The following is a 22,749-nucleotide window of genomic DNA, read 5'->3' as shown; positions in this document are numbered from 1 at the left end:
TTGAAGGTGCTCCGAATCAATGTAATACAATGGAATTGAGTTCATATAAAGTAAAAAAATCCCAAAGGGTAGTAGCGGTAATACTCGCGGCTGCGGCAACCGGCGTTTTTTCAGCATTAGTGGCCGATACGCTCAAAGTTATCACAGAGCATTACGAGGAAGCATTCCTGGAAAACCTGCGGCATAATCGTTACCTGATATTCATTATTCCCTTGATTGGCCTCACGACCATCCATTTACTACGCTATTTTCTCTTCCATAATAAAGCGAATAAGGGCATCAAGGAGGTGCTGGACACGATTAATAAAAATGCCCATACCTTGCCGGCTTACAAGATTCCTTCGCACTATTTCAATGGCCTGTTAACGGTAATTTTCGGAGGTTCTACGGGGATAGAGGTGTCCACCGTCGTGTCGACCGCGGCCATCGGCGCATTGTCGAGCCGAAAAGTGAGCTACCTGCGCAAGTACCGCACGGACCTTGTGTGCGCGGGCCTGGCCGCGGGCGTGACGGCCCTTTTTAATGCGCCGGTGGCAGGTTTTCTATTTGCATTTGAAGTATTTACAAGAAGAAAAAGCAAACTGCATACAGCAGCCGTGATTACCGCGGTTCTCTCATCTTACCTGATTACCCGGTTCTTCTTTTATAAACAGGTATTCCATTTCAGCGTGACCAACTGGCGCACGGAAGCATTGCCTTACATGGCTTTGCTGGGCGTACTGGCCGGGCTCAATTCGGTTTATCTTACCAAATGCGTACTGTTTTTTAAAAAATTCTTTGGTTCGCTGCAAAACGACTACATCCGTATTATTGGCGGCTCGCTGCTGATTTCCACAATGATTTTCTTCGTGCCCAATCTGTACGGAGAAGGGTATGAAGGCATTAAGCACGTTTTCCGGCATGCCGACGCACCTACATTAGCCGTGGTATTGCCTTTGCTGGCCGTATTGTTATTGAAGCCGGTCGCAACGTCGGTAACACTTGGCGCAGGTGGCGATGGGGGTGTTTTTGCACCGAGCCTCTTTATCGGCGCATTCCTGGGGTTGATTGTCTGTGTGGTATTAAACCACTTCTTCGGCCTCGGCCTGATTCCCGTCAATTTCGTGCTGATAGGCATGGCAGCGGTGCTCAGCGGAAGTATCCACGCGCCATTTACCTCGATTTTTCTCGTATGCGCGTTGGCGGATAACTACATTCTCTTCATCCCGATTGTGGTCGCAAGCCTCGTTTCCAAATGGGTGGCCGCAGCGATTTTTCCATATTCGGTTTATACGTATCAGGTCAAACGTGCTACTGCCCCCGCGGCTACTTTTCCTCAATCACGGCCATAACCAGCGTGGCGGCATTGTGTGCGGCGACGTTGTAAAACTGGTCCATATCTGCTTTGGCTTTGCCGTCGGCTTTGTCACTCAGGCTACGGATGATCAGGAACGGCGTATTCCGCTGGTAGCAGGTTTGTGCGATGGCGGCGCCTTCCATTTCGGTAGCGGCCGCATTCAGGTCTTTCAGTAACCGCTGCGTGGTTTTTTGGGAGGAAACAAACTGGTCGCCCGTGACGATAATGCCTTTTTTTACAGCCGGTACAAAGCTGCCGTTGTCGCGTTCCACCTTTGCCAGTTTCAGGTTTTTAGAAACCGAAAGCGCTTTGGAGATCAGCGCGGAATCACAGTGGAATTTCAATGGGTTCTCTTTTTGGGTAAAGGGGTTTTTCGTAGCCCAGTAGTGCATTCCGGCATCGTCGACCTGCCCGAAATCGTGGTAAGCAACCTGCGTCCCGATCACCAGGTCGCCGGGCGCCAATGCGGGGTCGACACCGCCTGCAATTCCTGAGAACACGATCTCGCGCGGTTTGAAATGCTGGATCATCATCACGGTCGTAATGGCGGCATTCACCTTCCCGACGCCCGTTTCCGCGAGTACCACGCGTCTGCCGCGGAGTTCGCCGGTAATGAACCGGATCTGGCTGATAATAGTATCTTTTTTCTGCGTCATCTCGCTTTCCAGCAATACCAGTTCAGGCGGAAATGCGCCGAGAATACCGGTAATACTTTGGGATTTTACAGAAGAAACGAGGAGTAGAAAGAGGAATGTGAGTAGTGAATTTTTCTTCATGTTGAGTTTAAAAAATCAGCGCCAGAATGGCGAAAATATCAATGATAATAAGGGCTAAACTAATGTCACGGGCCCGCCCTGTAAGCAACTTAAGGGCCGTCCAACTGAGAAATCCCCATATAATGCCCTGGGTAATGGAGTAGGTAAATGGAATGAGCACCATGGCCAGGAATGCCGGAAAGGCCTCCGAAAGGTCGTTCCAGCTGATGCGGATCACGGGTTTCATCATAAAAACCCCCACGAGTACCAATGCAGGTGCCGTGGCAATGGCAGGTACGGCGCTCAGCAGCGGCGAAAGAAACAAAAACGGCAGGAACAAAATAGCACCGGTAACGGCGGTAAGACCGGTTTTGCCACCCTGCTCGATGCCTACGGCCGATTCGATGTAGGCGGTGCCCGGGCTGCTTCCCGTGAGCCCTGCGATGGTGGTGGAAATGGCGTCCACCATCAGCGAGCGGCGGATATTGCGCGGTTCGCCATTTTCATCGAGCAGGTTGGAGGCTTCGGCCAGCCCGACGAACGTGGAAAGGCTGTCGAACATGTCGGTAAATACAAATGCAAGAATGATCGGCGCCAGGCTCCATTTCAGTGAATTGACGAAATCGAGCTGAAAAAGCAGGCTGAAATCGGGCTTCGACGCAATGTGATCGATGGTAATGACCGTTTCCGGTCCGCCCCACCACCGGCCGATCGGCCAGGCGAGCAGGCTCGTGACCACGATGCCGATCAGAATGCTGCCTTTGACATTGCGGATCAGCAATATGACCGTCACGAGCAGTCCCGCAATGAATGTGAGCGTCGGCGCATTGAGATTCCCCAGACTGATCATCGTCGCCGGATTAGGTACGATGAATTTGGCATTGGCGAAACCAATGAGCGTGATAAACAGCCCGATCCCCGCCGCGATGCCGAAACGCAACGGTTTTGGGATAGCCTTGACAATGTAGGAGCGGATATTGAATGCGGATAAAATCAGAAAGAATACCCCGGACCAGAATACCGTTCCGAGCGCCACTTGCCAGGAGAGCCCGTCGGTAAGGACAGCGGTGTAGGTAAAAAATGCATTGAGGCCCATTCCCGGCGCGACCAGGATAGGGTTGTTGGCATACAGGCCCATCATCAGGCTGCTGAAAAATGACACCAGAATTGTGGCCGTGAGTACTGCCGGGAACGGCATGCCCGTTTGGCTGAGGATCGACGGATTGACGACGATGATATACGCCGTTGCCAGGAATGAGGAAATCCCTGCCAGGATTTCGGTGGAGATCTGCTCTTTGCGAAGCCCGGAGAATAAGGTCATATCGTTCAGGTTTATTTCAAATATATTGATTTAAATTCAATGGGGAGGCTTTTTCATCGGCTGTAAGGGATACAGGGCCGAAAATTGGTCATAAGTAATCCAGTAAGTTGCTATTTTGCATTGCTTTAAAAATTGTTCTTTTATCACCTGAACCATACATGCTTAACTTTCCAAAGTACCAGGGCAAACGGTGGGGCATCGCCCTGCTGAGCGGCATTGCCGTGGCGTCCGTGTTGATGACGGGCTATACCTATACCCGCAATACCGCTTCCGACCGCCCCGATTCGCTGCAATTGGCTTCGTTCGTCGAACCCGGGTTCCCTTACATTTCAACCTCGGTCGACGCCCGTAAACTGGGTGGCGGCTTTCCGAAAGACAATCAGGCCGCGCGGACACTCGCATTGCAGCTCGGCGACAGCGCCTATGCCTGCTTCGATACCGATCTGCTACGCTGGTCGGTAGCCTGGACGGGTAAGTTTTTGCCGATGGTGCTGATGGCGCAAGTTTCGTACAAGGATTTTTTCAATAAGAATAACAATATCGCTACTGTGCCCGGCTCGCCCGTGCTTGCGACGGGCGCCTACGCGGGCTGGTCGACGGGCAAGCCGCAATACCGCACCGACCAATCGCTGCCGCCTACCTGGAAGCCGCTTCCCGCCGAGAAAGGACGATATAATGGCGTGTATGTTTACGGCAACCGTTCCATCCTCGATTATTCGGTAGGGAAGGCGCATATTTACGAGCTGCCGGGAAGTGTCCATTTTGAGGGCGGTGTGGCGTTTACCCGCGCCATCCAGGCCAGCGATGTTTCGGCTGACCTGTTTCTGACTGCGGCTGAAATCGATAATGCTACCGGAAGCGAGGTAAAAGGCCGCATTGCTTACGTGTACCAGGGCGCAGGCAAGGATACCGTCACCGCAGTGGCGGTTTTGGGCAAAGGCAAATCGAACTGGCAGCCCGGTGTGGAAGAAGGAAAATATCTGACTGTGAATGTGCCGGCATCCGGTGAAGCGACTGTTGCTATCTGGAAAGGGCTATCCAAGGATAAAAAGGCATTTGAAAAGTTTGTCAAAACCAAACATACACCACTGCCGGATTTCAAAAAAGGCGGACCGGCATTATGGAAGGAAACGGTGGTGACGCAAGGAAAGCTCGCGCCCGACACCGCGGCATTCGTGACGGATCAGCTTACCTTGCCATTGCATAACCCGTGGAAAAGAAATGTGCGCGTGGCTGATGTGGCTTTTTTTAAGGATGGGAGAGCTGCTGTTGTTACTTTCGAGGGGGATGTCTGGACGGTTGAGGGCATTGATAAAAACCTCCAGAACCTGAAATGGCGGCGCTTCGCCTCAGGCCTCCACGAGCCGATGAGCATCGAGATCGTGAAGGAGAATGTTTATGTTTTTGACAGAAACGGTATCGTGCATTTCCACGACCTGAACAACGACGGTGTAGCCGATTATTATGAGAACTTTTCGAATGTCATGGGACAATCGGCCGAATCGCGCGAGTGGGCGGGGGACCTCGTGACTGCGCCCGATGGCAGTTTTTATATTGCCAAAGGCGGCAGTCTGAGCAATGGGCCTGGTATGACCAAAGTTACCGGCAAAGGTTTCCGCGCAGGTTCGGACCAGAACGGGACTGTTATGAGAATTTCGCTGGACGGGCGCAGCGCCGAAGTAGTGGCGACCGGTTTACGCGGCCCCTATTTGGGAATGCACCCTACCAAAGGCATCCTCACCGCCTCCGACCAGCAGGGGAATTTTGTGCCTTCTACCCCGATTTTCGTTATCCACCAGGGCGACTATTTCGGTGTAGAACCCACATTGCACCGTAAAGACAACCCTGCGGTGACCCCGCCATTGACCTGGATCCCTCACAGCGTCGACCGTTCGGCGATCAGCCAGGTATGGGCTATGAGTTCCAAAATGGGCCCGTTGAACGGCGATCTTATCCACTTCTCGTTCGGTCGGCCGGGCTTGTTCCGTGTGTTGATCGATAGTACTACCAGTGTGGTTCAAGGCGGTGTTTCAGTCATTAATGCCAACTATCCGGCGCCTACTTCGAAAGGGGCGATGAACCCGGTAGATGAGCAGCTGTATGTGGCTGGTTTCAACCTTTGGGGGTCCAGTTCAAACGGTATCAGTGCGTTGCTCCGGCTACGGTATACCGGCAAGCCGAGCTATTTGCCCAACCATTTCCGGGCGGGTAAGCAAGGCATCGTATTGCGTTTTGATTCGCCGCTGGATAAAACTGCTGCGGACGATCCGAAGAATTTTGAAGTTAAGAGGTGGAATTACAAGCGCACCGAGGAATATGGTTCGGGGCATTTCAAGCCCGACGGCTCAACAGGGCAGGAAATCATGCATGTGGCGGCTTCTTACCTGTCGGCCGATCGTAAAAGCGTGTTACTACTTGTGCCCGAAATGACCGAGATCATGCAAATGGAAGTATCCTACCATTTGCAGGCTGCCGACGGCAAAAAAGTGAACGACCAGTTTTGGTTTACCGTAAACCAATCGACAGATGTGGATTTGAAAGGTTTTGACGGCGTCGATCTCGCATTGCTGAATGCAAAACGCCCCGAAACAGCAACGGTAGCCGTGGCCGAAACGGCAGCTTCGGCAGAGAAAGGTAAGGAGATATTCCAGAAGATGGCCTGCGCCGGATGCCATTCCGAGGGTACCCGCACCAAGGGAATGTACGGCCCGCCGTTCCAAAACCTGTATAAATCGGAGCGGACTTTTGACGATGGCACGAAGGTAATTGCCGACGAGGCGTACTTGCGCGAATCGATCCTGACGCCTTCGAAACGTATTATCAAAGGTTATAATGAAGAAATGCCGTCGTTTGTAGGCGTGCTTTCGGATAATGATATCGAATCGGTGATTTTGTTTATCAAATCCCTTTCGGGGAAATAGCGGGTGCTATGAAATTTCATCGAGACTGAATGGAAGCCGGCGGATGCGTCGGCCCGTGAGGTCGAAAATGGCATTGGCGAGGGCCGGGGCAAACGGAGGCAGCCCCGGCTCACCCACACCGCCGGGTTTCTCGTCGTTTTCCATAATGTGTACTTCAATAGGCGGGATGTCGGCAATGCGTGGCATAGGGTAGGTGTCGAAATTCTGCTGAACAGCCTTCCCGTCCTCGAACGTTGTTGCATGAAGCGTAGCAGCACCTAACGCCATCACAATACTGCCTTCTACCTGCGCCCGGATAATGTCGGGGTTGACGTACCACCCGCAGTCCATCAATGCAATCACTTTCTCAATCCTGACTTTCCCTTCCGCATTTCGCGTTATTTTCACCGCGTGGCCGCAGATGCCGGTGAAGCATTCCGTAAATGCGGCACCCCAGCCCTGGTTTTTCCCGTGGGATTGCCAGTTGGTCAATTCCGACATCCGGTCGATCAGTGCCTGGTAGCGTGGGTCGGGCAAATGCTCCCGTCGGAATGCCAGCGGATCTTTGCCGGCCAGGCGGGCCAATTCATCGATAAAACTCTCGCATGCGAACCCGTGCGTGGACGCGTATACGGATCGCCACCACATTACGGGTATGGGCGAGTGTGTACCAGCGCCCCCGAAGCTGTAATGCGGGATTCCCTTCCGGTATGGGTGTAGTAATCCTTCGAAATCGCCTGTGTTATAGCCTGCCGCTTCCGGAATGCCCGGTGGCGTCGCCGACCATTCCTGGCCGATCCATTGGGTTGCCGTATTGGCCTGAAAAGCATGGATACGACCTTGGGTATCCAGGCCTCCTTTCAAAGTATAAAACGCGCCGGGGCGGAAAGGACCGGCGGTCATATCGTCTTCGCGCGTCCAGACTACCTGCACGGGTGATTGTATTTCTTTGGAAATGAATGCGGCCTCGTAGGGGTAATCGGGAAAAGCTTTCCTGCCAAAGCCGCCGCCGAGGAAGGTCATATGCACGGCAACGCGCTCAATGGGGACGTTAAATCGTTGGCTTAAATCGGCTTGTATCCAGTTTGCCTCCTGTATCGGTCCCCATATCTCGATGGCATCGGCGCGAACGTCGGCCGTGCAATTGAGGGGTTCCATGCAGCTGTGTGACTGGTAAGGTGTTTCATAGGATGCTTCCAGTTTTTGCCCGCAACGCTCGTATTCGGTTTCGAATTTGGAGTGGCGGCCGATCTTTTGCAGGTTTTCATGCATTTGTTTTTCCAGCGATGCTGTGGCAGGAAGGTCAGAATCAGGATCATTCCAATCCACTTTCAGTACCTTTCGGCCCTGCATAGCTGCCCAAAGCGAGTCCGCGACGACCGCAACGCCTTCAGAATATTGGGAAAACACGGGCCTGTTCACTTTGAAAACATGCGAAACACCCGGCACTTTTCGTGTTTCGGAGTCATCGAAGTTTTTTACCGTTTCCCTGAACCGCTTGCTGCGCTCGATTACGGCATATTTCATTCCCGGCAGTTTTTTGTCCAGTCCGAATATCGCAGATCCGTTTGTTTTCAACGGGATATCCTTTCGTGGTGCGGATTTTCCAATGATTTTATAGTCGGCCCGTTTTTTCAGGTTGACTTCGGCAGGTGGTTTAAGTTTCGCGGCTTTCTCCACCAGCGCTCCGTAGGGCAGTCTCTTTTCGGTTTTTCGGTTAATTACCGTTCCATTTTCGGCATAACATTCATTTTTCGAAACATGCCATTCGGCAGCAGCCGCTTCGATCAGCATCTCCCGTGCGCAGGCGCCTGTATGCAGGAGCCGGGGTGCCCATCCGCGGACAGAAAAACTGCCCTCTTGTGGCTGTGGACCATATTTTTCAGGATTAGCAGGGGCAAAAGCGATCTCGACATCGTCCAGCGATACTTCCAGTTCTTCGGCAAGCATTTGCGGAAATGCCTGAAAGGTTCCCTGACCCATTTCGGAACGGTTGCACATTAGCGTTACTTTGCCAGCGGGATTGATCGAAATCCAGGACAGTAATTCGGTGCCCGGTAAGGTTCCGTCGGTAACGGGATTGATAATTCTCGAAGTCGTGTGCCCGTACGCGGGCAGGTAGGCAGCGAGCGTCAGCGCCGCACCCGAACAGGCGGCCTGACGAAGGAAATTGCGACGGGAAATATCCTGCGGTTTCATAACGTCGATCAATGCGAATAGCCGGCCGCTGTTTTGATCGCCTTGCGAATGCGTGGATACGTTCCGCAGCGGCAGATGTTGCCATTCATGGCGGCATTAATGGCTTCGTCGTCAGGGTCGGCGTTACTTGCGAGCAATGCTACGGCGGACATGATCTGCCCGCTTTGGCAATAGCCGCATTGCGGCACCTGCTCGGCAATCCAGGCGCGCTGCACGGGGTGAGAATTGTCCTCCGAAAGCCCTTCAATAGTTATTACCGGTTGCTCGCCCACCGCTGATACAGGAAAAGAGCAAGAACGAACAGGTGCGCCGCTTAAATGCACCGTGCAAGCCCCGCATTGTGCAATTCCGCAGCCATATTTTGTCCCTGTAAGCCCGATCAGGTCACGGATAACCCAGAGCAGCGGCATTTGCTCATCGGCGTCGACAGTATAAGCTTCACCGTTCACAGAAAGCTTGTAGGATGACATAGGCAGTGGGATTGAAGTTTTGGATGCCTCGAATGTAAATCAGGCATTAGCGATCCACAAATCGGATTGACGAGGTGCCGGTTTGGAAGGATGAAATGCGGGTTTTGGATAATTCGTTGGCGCCGATTGGACATTTAATTACGAGTGGGCCGTTACAACCTGATAAATTGGAAGTTGAATAATGACTCATTTACAGGTATTAAGTCGGTGGGCACGGGGAACTTAAATGCGGATTTGGTATCACGAAATTGCTCTTGATAATCAGCTGTTACCGATTGGACATCCGATGCTGTTGTAATAACTACATGAATGCAAATTGAGAAGGAACATAACTCTTCTCGATATGAATGCAGCATTTTATGAAACAGAGTGGTACAGTGAGTGTCTGATGTTTTGGTTTACCAGTACAGGAAAGGAATCGATTATTAAAGTGATATTGTTCAAGCCGACCGAAGAATTCGATGTTTATGAAATAGCATTGGGAGACTTGAATCCGGATGGCTCGATCGACTTAGATGCGAGAAGTGATAATGGTGATACTGAGGAGGTTTTATCTACTGTTGCCAAGGCAGTGCTATTCTTTCTGAGTGATCACATTGAGGCACAGGTAGTGATCGAAGCAAGCAGTGACTCCAGGGCACGTCTTTATCAGATCGCGATAAAAAAGGAAATGACCGATCTTGGCAATTACCTCGTGATATATGGATTTGATAATGAAAATCCAGAAGTTTTGCGGAGTGACAAAAACTACAAAAAATTTGTCATTTCGCTGAAAGAAAACAGGTTAGAGTTTTAATTAAAGATATCCAATCAAATTCAAATGGAAACAAAAATCAGAGACAAAAAGGGGAATGTGCCTGACTGGTTTACCCCGGAAAAATTGGAGGAGTTTCGTCCAGCTATTGAGGCAGCGGCACAAGAGAAGGTGGACCGGTTAGTCGCAGCCTGGACGCCGGAGTTCAGGGCAGCATTGCGTAAACTCAGGGAGCGAAAAACCGCTCCCTGAGAATAAGTATAGTCAATTATCAGGCAACCATGGTGAACAATCTGTTCAGGTCCCAGGAGTTACGGGCACCTGATTCGCTGACCACTTTTTTAAGATTGTTGGCTAGCGACGATTTTTCATCATGCACCATTTCCAGCAAATTACCAAGGTAATCGGGTTTACGGCGGTTGAGGAAAGTGTTGGCTTCGGGTGAATTATGGTAAATGGCGGTGAACCCTTTTCCGTGGCGCTCGATGAGCCCCCAGGTTACGAGTGCGTCGAGGAAGTCGAGGGAACTGTGGCTTTGGAGGCCCAATTTCTGACGGATTTCGGATACAAACAACGGGCCGGCAGCAAGCTCGGTGAAGAGGCCCAGCCTGATAGCCGTCAGCAATGGCTTCGCGGACCAGAACCCTGTTCCGATCCGGATAATGTTCATGGGAGTGATTTCCTGCTCTTGTTCAATTTCAATTGTACTCATGGCTAAATGAAGTTAATGTTCCGGAGGATGTACCCTCCAACTGATTGAAACATGCTCTAAATTAGTGTTGAAGATTCAACAAACAGAACGCCAATGTGATGAACTGCCCAAACCAGGGGCTAAACCGGTCCAAATTTGGTGTGGTCTGTTTCCCCGTTAACGTCCATTTCGCAGAAATCTGTCAATTAGTTGCAGGAAATTTGATTTTAAATACTTTAAACATGAATTCGGCTGCGCACAAACTACAACAAAAACGAAGGCCCGGCCAACGCATGGGAACCTGCATTGGCCGGGCCTTCGTTTACAATTTTCGCATGCTATCTATCGTCGGTGTAAGTAGCGTTGATCGGCAAATAGAAAGCCTCCGAGCGGTCTCTGACAAGCGCGTAGTTGTTCGGTGGGTCCGCAAGTTTTTGGTAGGTAGCGGGATTTTGAATGGATACCATCTGTGGTCCGGGATCCAATAAGCCGTCCGACGTATAGTAGGTCAGTCGAGTAAACACGAGACTTGTCTCACCCACTGCTATGTTCAAGAGAGGCCCGGGATTATAGTACTTGTTTGGCCATAGCAAGCTGGGATCGTCTGGTTCACCACCGATGACTGTTTCGCTGATCCAGTAACCACCTGGGGCAGGAAAGGCCGGTGGGGCGATCCGTTTTACATGCAGCCTGATTTTATATTGCAGCGTCGCAGTAGTCGTGCTGTTCCGGACATACGAGAAGGCCATGGTGGTTAGCAAATGTACATCGTGATTGGCGGGTGTCAATGTGGCGTAAACATCGGTGTTGGAGCTTACTTTCATGAAATCGATCTGAGTAATCTCAAATTCGCACGGATAGAGCCTTGGAGTTCCATTTACTCGTAAACAATTCGATTGTTCGGGCTCTCCTGGATTGACGTGGTCCGTGCAGGAGAAGGCAACTGCCATGATCAGCATGGAGAGGCCTGCAAGGGTTTTTCGTAGAGTCATTTCATTGCGACGTTAAAAATGGTGAGCGTATGGTGTTGAAAAACAGCGTTTTGTTACCAATGATACACCTAATTTGTAACTTTTTCACTAAAAAAATGGAGAATTTATTTCGTGCTCCATGATTGTATGCGCAATTACAAGTATCCATTAATAGATATATGTAATCCTGCGATTATCAGTAAATTATGAAATAATAAAAATCCCCTCCTCCAAATGGAAGAGGGGATCTACGATGTAAAGATGGTAATGTCAGAAACTGTACCGCAAGCCAATCTGCACCTGGTACGGATTACCAGATGGCGTTACTACACCTGCGGTATTCACGCGGTATACAAACTGATTTTTCGATCTGTCGAATGCCGCAACCGCTGGCTTGCCGTTGGCAGCAGGGATACCCAATGCGTAAAGTGCTTGCGTACCCAGCGACTTGTTGCGGCCCCAATCCTTGTTCAGGAAGTTGGCAAAGTTGAAGACATCGGCAGAAACTTCAATGGCGTGCGTGCCTGCGATTCTGATACGTTTCGATGCACGAACGTCGAATACACCATAAAAGCCGTTGATACCACCATTTCTTTCAGCGATTTTACCTGAATTCTTGATGATGTAGTCTTTTATGCTCTGACTTGCGTCCTTGTTGTCGAGAATGGCTTGAAGACCAGTGCGCACGTTTTCAGGTACGCTCGGATCATTCCTGTCGAAAACAAAAGCGAGGTCGTTGGTACCTACAAAGTCGCCATTAGTGTTACCACCGGAGAGCAAGGTGTAGCGGGTACCGCCGATACCTGAGTAGCGAACGCCTACATTGATTCCCCAGAAGCTGGGCAGCGAGCCGTAGAATACGATTTTGTGACGGAACTGATTGTCAGAATAGGACATCAGGCTCAGGTTGCGCGGGTCGTCCCTTACCGGGAGTGAAAGGGTGGCGCTGTTCGCTACGTTACCGTTGAAAGAGGTGTTGTCTTTTACGTCGTTATAGGTGTAGCTCAAAGTGATTTCTCCGTCGCGGAAGTACTGATATTTCACATCTGCTACCACTGAGAATGCATTCACTTTGCCTTCGCTGTTCAGTTCCAGCACGCGGCCGAACTGGGTCGATTTGCGTCCCAGCAACCAGTCACCGGCACCGTTGGTCGGCATTTTGTCGCCTCCCGGCACAAATACGCCACGGTTACCTTCGTTAGCCAGGCGGAAGAACGGCTCGTCGACCATGTTTCTGTCCACGTACATATAGTTGTTGCGGCCCAGGCTCATGTAACCCGCGATACCCACTTTCAGTTTGTCCGTCAGGTACTTATTGTAAGAAATGTTGGCCTTGTAAATGATAGGCACGCGGGCATCTTTAGCATTGGTATTGATCGTCGGCAACTGGAATTGCGACAAAGTCGGAATGCTGTTATAGTTGGCGTGGTAAGCCGCGAAATCGGGGGTAGGGATATTCGGGCTGCGTACATCGACGGTCGCAAGGTGTTTTCCGTCGAATGTCAGGTTGTTGATTACCACGTAGTTGTTGATATCCGAAGCGAACACACCGGCGCCCAGGCGGAAAATGTCGGTATGCTTGTCGTTCACGTCCCAGGTGAACTGTACGCGCGGCTGCACGACAAACGACTTGATTTTGTTGTCGGTACGGATTTTCAGGGCGTCATACAAAGTCTGGTTCAAAGGCGAGCTTGGGTAATGTGCGTAGTCGAGACGCAGACCGGCAACCACGTCCAGGCCGGTAGCGAGGCTCGTTTTTAACTGGCCATAAATACCCGCATTCCAGATGGTGCCTTTTACCGACCAATCGTCCATCAAAGGAACTTCGCGGTAGTAGCGGTAAGGTTTCAGGTCGTTGAACTGGTCGAGGGACGTTTTACCCGCCGCGGCGTCCACATTGTAGTGGAAACGGCCGTTTACCTCAGAGCCGTAGGTTGAATGCGAACGGGTCATCATCATATCCACACCCAAAGTATATTCCACTTTATCGGTGTTGTAATACAGGTTATCCACCAATTGAACCACGTGGTTGGTAAAACGCTCCTGTGCAAAACGGTGGCCACCCATTTGAATGTTGGTCGAACGGGAGTTCCCGTCGCTCAATACCGAGTTGACGTTCTCTACGATTGCCCTCGGGATATTGGCTTCCGGAAGCTGGTCGCCAGGGGCGCTTTTTTGTTTGACAAACAAATGCTGCACTTTCAACTCATTGGTCACTTTCGAATTGAGAGTCGAGCGGAGCGATGCAAGCAAACTGTTGTCCTGGTTGAAGTCGTTTCCGTAAGATTCGTAGGCGTTGATCGTCGTATTATCCGCCAGACCCAGCTTGTTGCGGTCGTTGGTGTAGTTGTTGCGGATGGTCAAAAGGTTTCTGTTGTTCAACTGCCAATCGAGACGTAAGAAAGCCGCGTCAGAACCACGTTTTTTATCGAATGTTCCAAACTGGGGAGTATCGGACATGCCGTACTTGCTGCGGGCGATATTGACGAATTGGTCGAGCGTAGCACGGGTTACATTAAAACGGTTTTCATCCACCGGGCTGAGGATGTCGGCGATGATCAACGGACGGCTGTCCTGCTGGTGATCCCATGCGACAAAGAAATGCAGCTTGTCTTTGAGGATCGGTCCGCCCAGCGAGAAACCAAACTGGTTCGTAGCGAATTTGTTATTGATTCTGTTGCCACGAATATCGTACGGGCTCGACAACCAATCGGCACGCGTATAGTTGAATGCGCTACCGCTCAGCTGGTTGGTTCCTGATTTAGTTACCGCGCTAATCGTACCACCGCCGCTGCGTCCGTAAGTAACGTCATATTGGTTGGTAACCACCTGAAACTCACGTACAGCTTCGATAGAAATCGAGTAAGGGGCACCGCTTCGGCTGGTGGTAGCGCCCGCAGAAGTCGGGTTTTTGGAGCTCATACCATCGATCGTATAGCCCGTAGATGAACCCAATTGACCGGAAATGTTACCGCCGCGGCTCAATGGGGAGAGGTCCATCAGCGAGGTAAAGTTCCGTCCGTTTACCGGCAGCCTGGTAATGTCGCGTGCTGAAATGGCAGTGGAAGCACCCAGGTTTTCAATTTTGTTCTTGATACCCGACGCCACAACGCTCACTACTTCAAGCGTTTGGCCAGCTTCTTTCATACTCATTCTGACTTTCACGGCATCGCCCTGGTGCAAGAGATAACCTGTCAGTTTTTGCTCTCCAAAACCGACGTAAGTAGCTGTAACTGTGTAAGGACCACCCAACGGAAGTTCTTTAAAGGCGTATTCACCCTTTGCGTTGGTTACGGTTCCTGTCGTAAAGCCTGTTGATTCGTTTTTCACCTGAACGGTAGCGCCCGCCAGTGATGCATTCTGGTCGTCGGTTACCGTACCGGAGATCGACGCCTGCGTTGTTTGAGCCCTCAACACCACGATGTTGCCGAAGCAGCAAAGCAATGTCAGGATAATAGGAAGTAAAAATCTCTTATGCATGAGCATGTTGTTGGTTAAACAAATTTTGCCGCAAAAGAAGAGGATCTACTTGTCCAGGGTATTATTGAAATGTTATGTAATTGTAAAGTCGTGGTAACAACCGATTCTACCCTTGCCACGTCGCCCAAAAAAATCGCAGATTTTTTTACCGCATTGTCCAATCCGGGAAAGGACGTTCGTCATTAACATGAGTTTTGACCGGGTCGTTGGTGCGATCAACGAATGATCAGGTTTTAGTCAGGTATGGTCATTGATGGTCAGGAATGGTCATCGGTGTACCTGAAATCCTTACCAATCAAAACAATATCTGACAAAACCTGACAACTCTTGACAAAAAACCGACCATTCAGTCATTCGATCATTAACCATTTAAATTAGTATCATGGAACAACGAATCAATTTTCAGGAGAAAGGACAAAAAGCATTGAAAGCCATGTACGGAATAGGCGGTTATCTGGCTAAATCGCAGGTAGAGGGACGTCTTTTAAATCTGATCTACTTCCGCGTGTCGCAGATCAACGGCTGCGCATTCTGCCTGGATATGCATTCCAAAGACTTGCGCGTGGAAGGCGAAACCGAGCAGCGGCTATACCTGCTGAACGCATGGCGGGAAGCACCTTTCTACTCCGCACGCGAGCGTGCCGCATTGGCCTACGCGGAAGCGGTGACCTTGCTGAAAGACCGCGAAGTTACCGACGAAGTATTCGGGGCTGTCACCGAGCAATTTACCGATGAGGAGATCATCGACCTGACCCTCGCCATTACCACCATCAACTCCTATAACCGCTTCAACATCGCATTCCGCACCGAAGCCGGAAGCTACGAGCCGGGCCAGTTTGCAGTTCATTAAGCACTTCATCAGTAGAGTAGCCAGCGGGGCACACAGCCCCTCGACGGACATTCGACACGTACGGACGAGGGGTTGCTGTTTTATGTCAAAGCTTATTCTCTAATCAATTTAAAATTGTTGTGCAACTGGTCTGAATTGACTTGCAGGATGTAAAAGCCTGGATTGAGCTGCCGGACATCCACCTCGAATTTGCCGGATGCGGCCCTGCCGAAGGCAACTGTACTTCCGTTCGTGTCAAGGATTTGCCACGTAGTGGGCGTTTCCCAGGAAAGATCAACCTGTACATTTTTGTTGGCAGGATTCGGGTATACGCTCGCGGACAACCCCTTCAACGGCAACTGTACAACGCTCGAATAGGCGAAACTTTCATCCAGATCGATCATTTTCAGCCGATAGTAGGCGTTACTCCCCCTCTGCATCGATAAATCTTTGTCCGTAAACCTGTATTTCCCGCCTGTACCTTTGGTCTCGCTTTTCACATTGCCGATCGTAACAAAGTTCTTGGCGTCGGTGCTGCGTTGAATTTCGAAGCGGGAGAAATTTACTTCTTCGACCGTTTTCCATGACAGGACCGCATTGCCTTCCTGCTCCTGTGCAGTAAAATCCGCAAGCTTTACGGGCAGCGCGCTGATGTTTTTGCTGGCGACATAAAAAGTGGAACGGTTTTCCGCGGTGAAAGTAAATACATATCCTCCCGGGTAAGGCTCGACGGTCGAGGGAATCGGGGAAGCCGTGGCTGTAATCCGCGGGGTACAATCGCCTACGTTGTTGCGGAATACGTTCAGGTCGTTTATGCCGGTAATGGGGATATTGCCCGGTTTTGCATTGTGCGCTTCGATAAGTGCGTCGACTTCCTCCTTTCTGATATAAAACCTGGCAGTGGTAGGCGCGCCAGGGATCGTGTTGGTTGCCGTCCAAACCAAGGTCATATTCCGGCCCAGGTAAAGCAGCCCGTTGCGATCTTGTAGTGGAGCTCCGCTTGTATTGTAGGAATAAACGTAGGCGAAGGCATACTGGATAGCATTTTCATTTCCATTCAATTCTGCTACGATATCTCCATTCTGATCGACGATTGGTCGCCAGGTGTGCGGAACATCGGTGCCGTCAGAAAGCGACTCGCCGGTAAGACATCCGGGTGTGCTCGACGAAATCCTGGCCGCCACCTTCGCTACCGTAAGCGTTGTATACATGGGTTTCTGGCCGATAGCTGGCGTAAAACTGCTGGAAGCTTGATAATAGTTACCGCTCTCTTCCCATTCCAATAAGGCGCCGCCCCCTCCAATCCCGCCGAATGAAGCAAGGGAATACAGCTTTCCGTAGTTCACAACCGGCGTGGAGAGCACCTGGCCGAGTGAAAACTCCATGTTCGCCTTTTTAGTAAAGACATTCGTAGCCGGGTCCCAGGAAAAAAACGTCCCGGTAGTGTTGCTACCCCCGCTGGAGGTAAATCCGTGGAAGCTATTTTTCCACCAGGCCAGTCCTCCCATCGGTTTGGTACCTCTACTAGCGTCAAAGTCTATTTTTTTGGTATACATGTTCGTAGATGGATCCCATTCGAAGATCACCCCTTCGTGACTGGCGCCTCCTGTGGACGTCATGCCATAAAATTTGCCGTTCTGCATTGTCAGTTCGCCGTGGGGAAGGCCGCCTTCGGGTTCGGACAGATCGATGCGTTTCGTGTAGCTGTCAAGTCCGGGATCCCATTCGAAAATGACACCATAATTGTTGGCTCCTCCGTACTGTGTCATTCCGTAGAGTTTGCCGTTTGCAAGTGTGAGGTTACCCGTAGGCATGGCTCCGTCGGCGCCCGAGAAGTCGTGTTTTTTGACAAAAAGATTGTTGTCGGGATCCCATTCGAACAACGTGCCCATATTGTTGGCGCCTCCGTTTTTTGCCATGCCGTAGAACTTCCCGTCTTTCAGCGTAAGGCCGCTCTCGGGATTGCCGCCCTTAGCAAGATCGAGATCCTGCATACGCTTGTATGTTTTCGTATTGATATCGAATTCAAATATCAACCCCTGGCCTTCGGAACCACCTTTGGACGTCATTCCGTATAGCTTGTCCCCCTTAAGCGCAAGGCTGCCCAGTGCCGAGGTGCCGTTGCTTTCATTGAAGTCGAACTGCTTATCGAATGCGCCCGTTACCGGATCCCAGGCAAACATGATACCGCCCGAGAGCTTTCCGCCCGCGTAGGTCGAAGAGTAAAATTTGTTGTTCCATAATACAAGCCTTGTTTTGGGCTGACTACCGATTTGTGCATCGAAGTTATACCGGATACTGAATGCGTTGCTGGCCGGGTCCCATTCATAAATATATCCTTCCCCGTTCGGCCCCGCGATGCCCGTGGAGAAAAATTTGTCGTTGAACAACGTCATGCGCGGGCTATTCAGACCGTATTTGGGACTGTCAGCGGGCAAATCTATCTTCTTGGTATAGACGTTTGTCGCCGGATCCCACTCGAAAAGCACACCCGAATTGTTTGCCCCTCCCTTGTAGGTGCTGCCATAAAACTTGTTGGCTTTCAAAGCAAGTTCGTGAAAGGGGCTGGCGCCATCGCTTCCCGGCGCAAACTGCTTTTTGATTGTGTAAGTATTTGCAGCTACATCCCATTCGAAGATAACTCCATTGGTATTCGTCAGGGATGTGCCAATGCCATACAGCTTGTTGTTGTAGGCGACCATTGCTCTGTAAGTCCCGGGCTTGGTACCATCGGGTATTTGAAGGGTTTTTGTAAAATTGTTTGTAACGGGGTCCCATTCAAAGAATATCGTTTTCTCCGAGTTCGACACGACGTTCATGACGACGCCGTAAAACTTCCCATTCATAAAACTTAGCCCATGACTTGTCAGGAACGTTCCTTTAAGTAAGCTTCCTGTTTCTTTTTTCTTCGTGAATACGCCCGTCGCCAGATCCAGCTCATAGATTATTCCGGCATCCTGATCACCGGAGTACATCGTAAGCCCGTAAAGTTTGCCGTTATGAAAATACAGGTTGCCCTCGGGGCCATAGCATGATTCGTCGAAATCGTGCAGCTTCGTAAAAACTTTTGTCGTGGGGTTCCATTTGATGATCGCTCCCCAGTTTCCCTGCCATGCCGTGGCATAGAACTCACCATTGTATTCGAACAGCTCATCACAACCATTTTCACCCGGCCGTGCCAAGTCGAAGCCATATTCCTCGACGAGATTTCTGCCGTTGAAATTGGCACTGAAAACGGAACCTTTGTAAAAGCGACCAGATTCGGAAGTCATCCCGAAAAGGCGTTGGATGGTTTGGGCACAAGCAGATCCTGAAAGGATTCCGGAAAGAAAGATGACCAGCGTGGCAAGGAAAAGAGATTTCATAGCAGTGTATCATGTGAATTGATTAACAGATGTAAAAGTAACCAATTGCATACACAAAGACGCCTGGTGCTATCTGATATTATTCGGCGGCGGGTTCTTACAACGAACGGTGCGAAATCAATCATGGTAAATTGAAGTATTGCAGGATAACTTACAAGGTGCGAGGCTATTCCACCACTTTCACCAATGCGGCAAGTTCCTGATCTGCCAGGCCGACGGATTCCGCTTTTTGCAGCAGGTCGCTGATGGTTTTTATAAAAGCAGGCTGTGTGCCCGCATTTCGGAATGCATGGTGAATGCGTTGCGTAGCGGCCACACTGATCGACAGAGGGCTTTGACTGATCGTAAAATCGCCCTTCTCCACCACACCGATCTGATGTTTAAAAAACTCGGTAAATCCGGGAGTGATCTCCCCCAGTATTTCGCTGAATGCACTGAGCGACAAGCCGTTTTTTTGTGAAAGGATTATGCCGTGGATCAGGCCGGTATAAGACCCGTACAGCCAGGTCAGCGTAGCAAGGTCCATTGCCGAAGCCAGCGCTGCACGGTCGCCGAGGTATTTGATATTCCCTCCGAAGACGGCCAATGTGCCATGGCTACGTTCGAAATGCTCCCGCTTGCCGGAAACGATGATGGTGGTTTCGGGCAGGCCCATCTGGTCAGGTGCAACCTGAATAGCGCCATTGATATACCCTGCATTCAGCCGGGCCAGCGTTGCTTCCAGTTGTTCGGCCTCCTGAGGATCCGCGGTTGTGAAGTTGATGAATGTTTTGCCGGTCAGGATAGACTTGTCCTTGACAGCGTCGAAGATACGATGCACAGCTTCGTAGTCGAGGACGCATATCACGACCAGCGGACTCTGACGGACAGCTTCTTCAAGGTTTTCAAATATTTTTACGCCGGCAATCGCCTCGGCTTTCGAACGGGTGCGGTTCCAGACCGAGACTGAATAACCTTGTGCGAGCAGCAACTCGGCAAGGCGCGTACCCATCTGGCCCAGGCCTATTACGGTGATTTGTTTTGTGTCCATTTTCTGTTCGTTTTGAATTGATGGGCACAAAATTCGGGTGCTCGCGGGCGGCTATCAATTACCGAAAAAAGATTCGGTAACCGAAAAATTATTCGGTATTGAGTAACTTGGGCTGAATACGACGATAGCAGATCCACTCATTCATCAACACCATGTACCAGCGGAAAACACCGGAAGACCTCGAATGCGGCATTACCATTGCCATGAAAGTTTTCGGGGCAAAATGGAAGCCTTGCCTGCTCGACGCCATCCAGCGCGGGTTTCGTCGGCCGAGCGAAATGCACCGGGAGATTAAAGGTGCAACCCCACGCGTGCTCGACATGCAACTGCGCGAATTGGAAACGAGCGGGATCGTCGAGAAATGCCAGTCGGCCGGTTTTCCGCTCTATACCGAATATACGCTGACCGACCTGGGGCGCACGATCATGCCCATTATCGATCGGATCAACGAATGGGGATTACAGTACAAGGAGCTCATAGCCGAGGGAAGTCCTCAATCCATATCCTTGTAGTGGCTTACTTTCTGGAACATTTCGATCAGAGTAGTGACCTGAAGTTTTTCGAACAGCCGAGCCTTATAAGTGCTGACGGAGCTTTCGGTCAGGTCCAGCTTCGACGCTATTTCCTTGATCCAGAACCCGTCGATCAGCATGTCCATGATCGTTATTTCACGTGCCGACAGATCCAGAAGGGGATTGTCTGCCCGGTAATTATGTTTGTCGAGTTGGTTCAGCAACTCAACCTTGATCCTCGGGCTCACATATCTGCCTGTCTCGGCAACCGATAGAATTGCCGTACGAATATCCCCCGTATCCGAGTTTTTGGACACAAAGCCATTCGCTCCCGAACGCAGGTAGTGGATCCCGTAAATTCTTTCCTCAATGGCGGAGAAAATAAGGATACTCACATTCTTCTGCACAGCACGCATTGCCCCGATCATTTCAAATCCTTGTCCCTCAGGAATCTGAACATCCAGGATGACAAGGTCCTGGGGCTGCATAGAAAGCTCAGATAATGCTTCACTAAAAGACGTAGCCTCGCGAATGACCGCGGTCTTGTACAAATCCTGAACGATTATTTTGGTTGCAAGTCTGATAATCTGATAATCTTCGACAATTAAAATGTTTTTCATCCGGACATTTTCAAATTCAAAAAAATTACTTTTTTGCGGAAGGTCCAGAGAATGAATGAATAGCTGAGTATGAACATGGTCGATGCTCTTTTCAAAAATCTTTGGATAGCTGAGGGGTAATTTCATTCCGTATTTTCAACGGATGTTTCAATATCAAAAGGAAAATCTGAAAATAAAAGTAAAATAATCTCTAATAAATTAATTTGACAAGAATTGTAGTTCTGTCGTCGATTTGTACAATTCCTCCGGCGGCAGTCAACTAATTGAAAAGAAACTTGTTCGGAGAAATGGATGGCCCCGGGGAGCCTGACGCTCGCATATATACGGAGGGAAGTGGCGAGGTGTCAGGAGCTGAAATATTGGATCACGTTCGCGGAGTCCAGTTCCAGTTCAAGATCGACACTAAACTCGGACTCGGTCTGCTGCACCGACAATTTGTGCCTGTCGGGGTAAAGCAATTGAAGTCGTTTGGAGGTATTGCTTAGCCCAAATCCGCCGACCTTGTCTTCACTGGGCCTGGGCGGACTCTGGCGGGCGTGCTGAGGGATATTGTTCTTGATTTTGAAATACAATGTATTCTGATCCAGCACGATCGAAATGTTCACATAAGAGGCATATTTACTCTTGGCGGTGCCGTGTTTAAATGCATTTTCGACAAATGAAACCAGCAGGAGCGGGGCGATGAGATATTCTTCCGGATTACCAGTCAATTGGTAGTCAATAGTCACTTTATCGGAGAAACGGGCGCGTTCCAGATCCAGGTAGTTTTCAATGTAACTGATTTCGCTGGTTAGTACTACATTTTCTTTGCTGGATTCGTAAAGGCTGTACCGCATCAGGTCCGACAATTTAAGAACAAGGTCCGCGGCTTGTTCATCGACATCTACTGTTTTGGTGTAAATAGCATTGAGGGTATTAAATAGAAAATGAGGATTGATCTGCGATTTTAGAAAGCTGAGTTCGAGATTCAGGTTATTCTTTTGTAATTGTAAACTTTGTGTTTGCAGATTAAGGTTTGCTTTTTCGAGTTGCAGCCGCTCCATTTCCAGTTGCATATTCTTGGTCCTGGAATTAATAATGTCTCGCATTACCTTGATCGCGAGCAATGGCGTGATATAATACAGGCTCCACGCATAGTCGGTATACGCAATGTCAAAATCGGTGAAGCAACTCATCCACCGACCACGGGCCTGGAAAAAATCCCACAATTTGGTAACATAAAAAGAGTTCTCCCGCGAGCCATTGGTGAGGGATGCCAGGTACCTGAACTCATAATAGTTAGTGATGTGTACCAGGAGGAATACAATAACCAGACTTATAATCAGCGGCAATATTCTTCGGGTATATAGAAACCGCGGAAAGACCACATATCCCAGCAGGTAGAATACTGATATGGATTGAAGGAACACTGCCGCGGAAGCATGCCATACTACCGACACGTTATCCTTGGTGAGTGCCGGGATGCTGTAATAATGTGCGACGCACCAGAGTGCGATCCATGCCAATATATGATAAA

Annotated in this window: 17 protein-coding genes; 6 read left to right on the top strand and 11 right to left on the bottom strand. The window is 50.2% G+C overall.

Annotated features, from left to right (window positions below; all coding sequences use genetic code 11):
• The first annotated feature begins 29 nt into the window (after window positions 1–29).
• Window positions 30–1,331: a chloride channel protein gene (locus tag J7619_RS12855; protein WP_291198769.1), complete on the top strand. Its 1,302-nt coding sequence runs from the start codon at window positions 30–32 to the stop codon at window positions 1,329–1,331.
• On the opposite strand, the gene J7619_RS12850 is transcribed toward J7619_RS12855, so the two are convergent.
• Both J7619_RS12850 and J7619_RS12845 read right to left on the bottom strand, forming a co-directional pair.
• The gene (locus tag J7619_RS12850) at window positions 1,306–2,112 is read right to left on the bottom strand and encodes a 5'-methylthioadenosine/adenosylhomocysteine nucleosidase (protein ID WP_291198767.1); all 807 of its coding nucleotides are present in this window, start codon (window positions 2,110–2,112) and stop codon (window positions 1,306–1,308) included. The genes J7619_RS12855 and J7619_RS12850 overlap by 26 nt on opposite strands.
• A gap of 7 nt (window positions 2,113–2,119) precedes the next feature.
• Window positions 2,120–3,412: an NCS2 family permease gene (locus tag J7619_RS12845; protein ID WP_291198765.1), complete on the bottom strand. Its 1,293-nt coding sequence runs from the start codon at window positions 3,410–3,412 to the stop codon at window positions 2,120–2,122.
• A 158-nt stretch (window positions 3,413–3,570) separates the two neighbouring features.
• Between J7619_RS12845 and J7619_RS12840 the strand changes: the two genes are divergently transcribed.
• Window positions 3,571–6,333 carry a DUF6797 domain-containing protein gene (locus J7619_RS12840; protein ID WP_291198763.1) on the top strand — a complete coding sequence of 921 codons (2,763 nt, stop codon included), beginning with the start codon at window positions 3,571–3,573 and terminating at the stop codon, window positions 6,331–6,333.
• Between the two features lie 6 nt (window positions 6,334–6,339).
• Here the strand turns inward: J7619_RS12840 and J7619_RS12835 are convergent, their stop codons facing one another.
• Entirely contained in the window at window positions 6,340–8,511 is a 2,172-nt protein-coding gene (locus J7619_RS12835) for a molybdopterin cofactor-binding domain-containing protein (protein ID WP_291198761.1), read from the bottom strand.
• 8 nt (window positions 8,512–8,519) lie between these two features.
• Window positions 8,520–8,981 (bottom strand): (2Fe-2S)-binding protein, encoded by a 462-nt coding sequence (locus J7619_RS12830; RefSeq protein WP_291198759.1) that lies wholly within the window; start codon window positions 8,979–8,981, stop codon window positions 8,520–8,522.
• A gap of 343 nt (window positions 8,982–9,324) precedes the next feature.
• Here J7619_RS12830 and J7619_RS12825 point away from each other — a divergent pair, with 343 nt between their 5' ends.
• Together J7619_RS12825 and J7619_RS12820 are read left to right on the top strand one after the other, a co-directional pair.
• A complete protein-coding gene (locus tag J7619_RS12825) occupies window positions 9,325–9,777 on the top strand; it encodes a DUF6934 family protein (protein WP_291198757.1) in 453 nt (150 codons plus the stop codon).
• Window positions 9,778–9,801: 24 nt separating this feature from the next.
• Window positions 9,802–9,987, top strand: coding sequence for a hypothetical protein (locus J7619_RS12820; RefSeq protein WP_291198755.1), 186 nt, complete (start codon window positions 9,802–9,804; stop codon window positions 9,985–9,987).
• A 19-nt stretch (window positions 9,988–10,006) separates the two neighbouring features.
• Here J7619_RS12820 and J7619_RS12815 read toward each other — a convergent pair whose 3' ends face one another.
• From J7619_RS12815 to J7619_RS12805, 3 genes are all read right to left on the bottom strand, one after another.
• The gene (locus J7619_RS12815; protein WP_291198753.1) at window positions 10,007–10,447 is read right to left on the bottom strand and encodes a methyltransferase dimerization domain-containing protein; all 441 of its coding nucleotides are present in this window, start codon (window positions 10,445–10,447) and stop codon (window positions 10,007–10,009) included.
• 317 nt (window positions 10,448–10,764) lie between these two features.
• On the bottom strand, window positions 10,765–11,418 hold the full coding sequence (locus tag J7619_RS12810; RefSeq protein ID WP_291198751.1) for a hypothetical protein: 654 nt from the start codon (window positions 11,416–11,418) through the stop codon (window positions 10,765–10,767).
• 249 nt (window positions 11,419–11,667) lie between these two features.
• Window positions 11,668–14,883 carry a TonB-dependent receptor gene (locus J7619_RS12805; protein WP_291198749.1) on the bottom strand — a complete coding sequence of 1,072 codons (3,216 nt, stop codon included), beginning with the start codon at window positions 14,881–14,883 and terminating at the stop codon, window positions 11,668–11,670.
• Window positions 14,884–15,259: 376 nt separating this feature from the next.
• Here J7619_RS12805 and J7619_RS12800 point away from each other — a divergent pair, with 376 nt between their 5' ends.
• Window positions 15,260–15,727, top strand: a complete 468-nt coding sequence (locus J7619_RS12800; RefSeq protein WP_291198747.1) for a carboxymuconolactone decarboxylase family protein — start codon at window positions 15,260–15,262, stop codon at window positions 15,725–15,727.
• Window positions 15,728–15,819: 92 nt separating this feature from the next.
• On the opposite strand, the gene J7619_RS12795 is transcribed toward J7619_RS12800, so the two are convergent.
• Window positions 15,820–19,071, bottom strand: a complete 3,252-nt coding sequence (locus J7619_RS12795) for a choice-of-anchor tandem repeat GloVer-containing protein (protein ID WP_291198745.1) — start codon at window positions 19,069–19,071, stop codon at window positions 15,820–15,822.
• Window positions 19,072–19,237: 166 nt separating this feature from the next.
• The gene (locus J7619_RS12790) at window positions 19,238–20,101 is read right to left on the bottom strand and encodes an NAD(P)-dependent oxidoreductase (RefSeq protein ID WP_291198743.1); all 864 of its coding nucleotides are present in this window, start codon (window positions 20,099–20,101) and stop codon (window positions 19,238–19,240) included.
• 152 nt (window positions 20,102–20,253) lie between these two features.
• Here J7619_RS12790 and J7619_RS12785 point away from each other — a divergent pair, with 152 nt between their 5' ends.
• The gene (locus tag J7619_RS12785) at window positions 20,254–20,613 is read left to right on the top strand and encodes a helix-turn-helix domain-containing protein (protein WP_291198741.1); all 360 of its coding nucleotides are present in this window, start codon (window positions 20,254–20,256) and stop codon (window positions 20,611–20,613) included.
• On the opposite strand, the gene J7619_RS12780 is transcribed toward J7619_RS12785, so the two are convergent.
• Together J7619_RS12780 and J7619_RS12775 are read right to left on the bottom strand one after the other, a co-directional pair.
• Window positions 20,595–21,233 (bottom strand): response regulator transcription factor, encoded by a 639-nt coding sequence (locus J7619_RS12780; protein WP_291198739.1) that lies wholly within the window; start codon window positions 21,231–21,233, stop codon window positions 20,595–20,597. The genes J7619_RS12785 and J7619_RS12780 overlap by 19 nt on opposite strands.
• Window positions 21,234–21,577: 344 nt before the next feature.
• On the bottom strand, window positions 21,578–22,738 hold the full coding sequence (locus J7619_RS12775) for a sensor histidine kinase (protein ID WP_291198737.1): 1,161 nt from the start codon (window positions 22,736–22,738) through the stop codon (window positions 21,578–21,580).
• Window positions 22,739–22,749 lie beyond the last annotated feature (11 nt).

Origin of the sequence: Dyadobacter sp., assembly GCF_017744695.1 — a bacterium.
GTDB lineage: Bacteria > Bacteroidota > Bacteroidia > Cytophagales > Spirosomataceae > Dyadobacter.
Note: the sequence above shows the minus strand (reverse complement) of the source record. Positions and strands in the feature narration are given on the sequence as shown.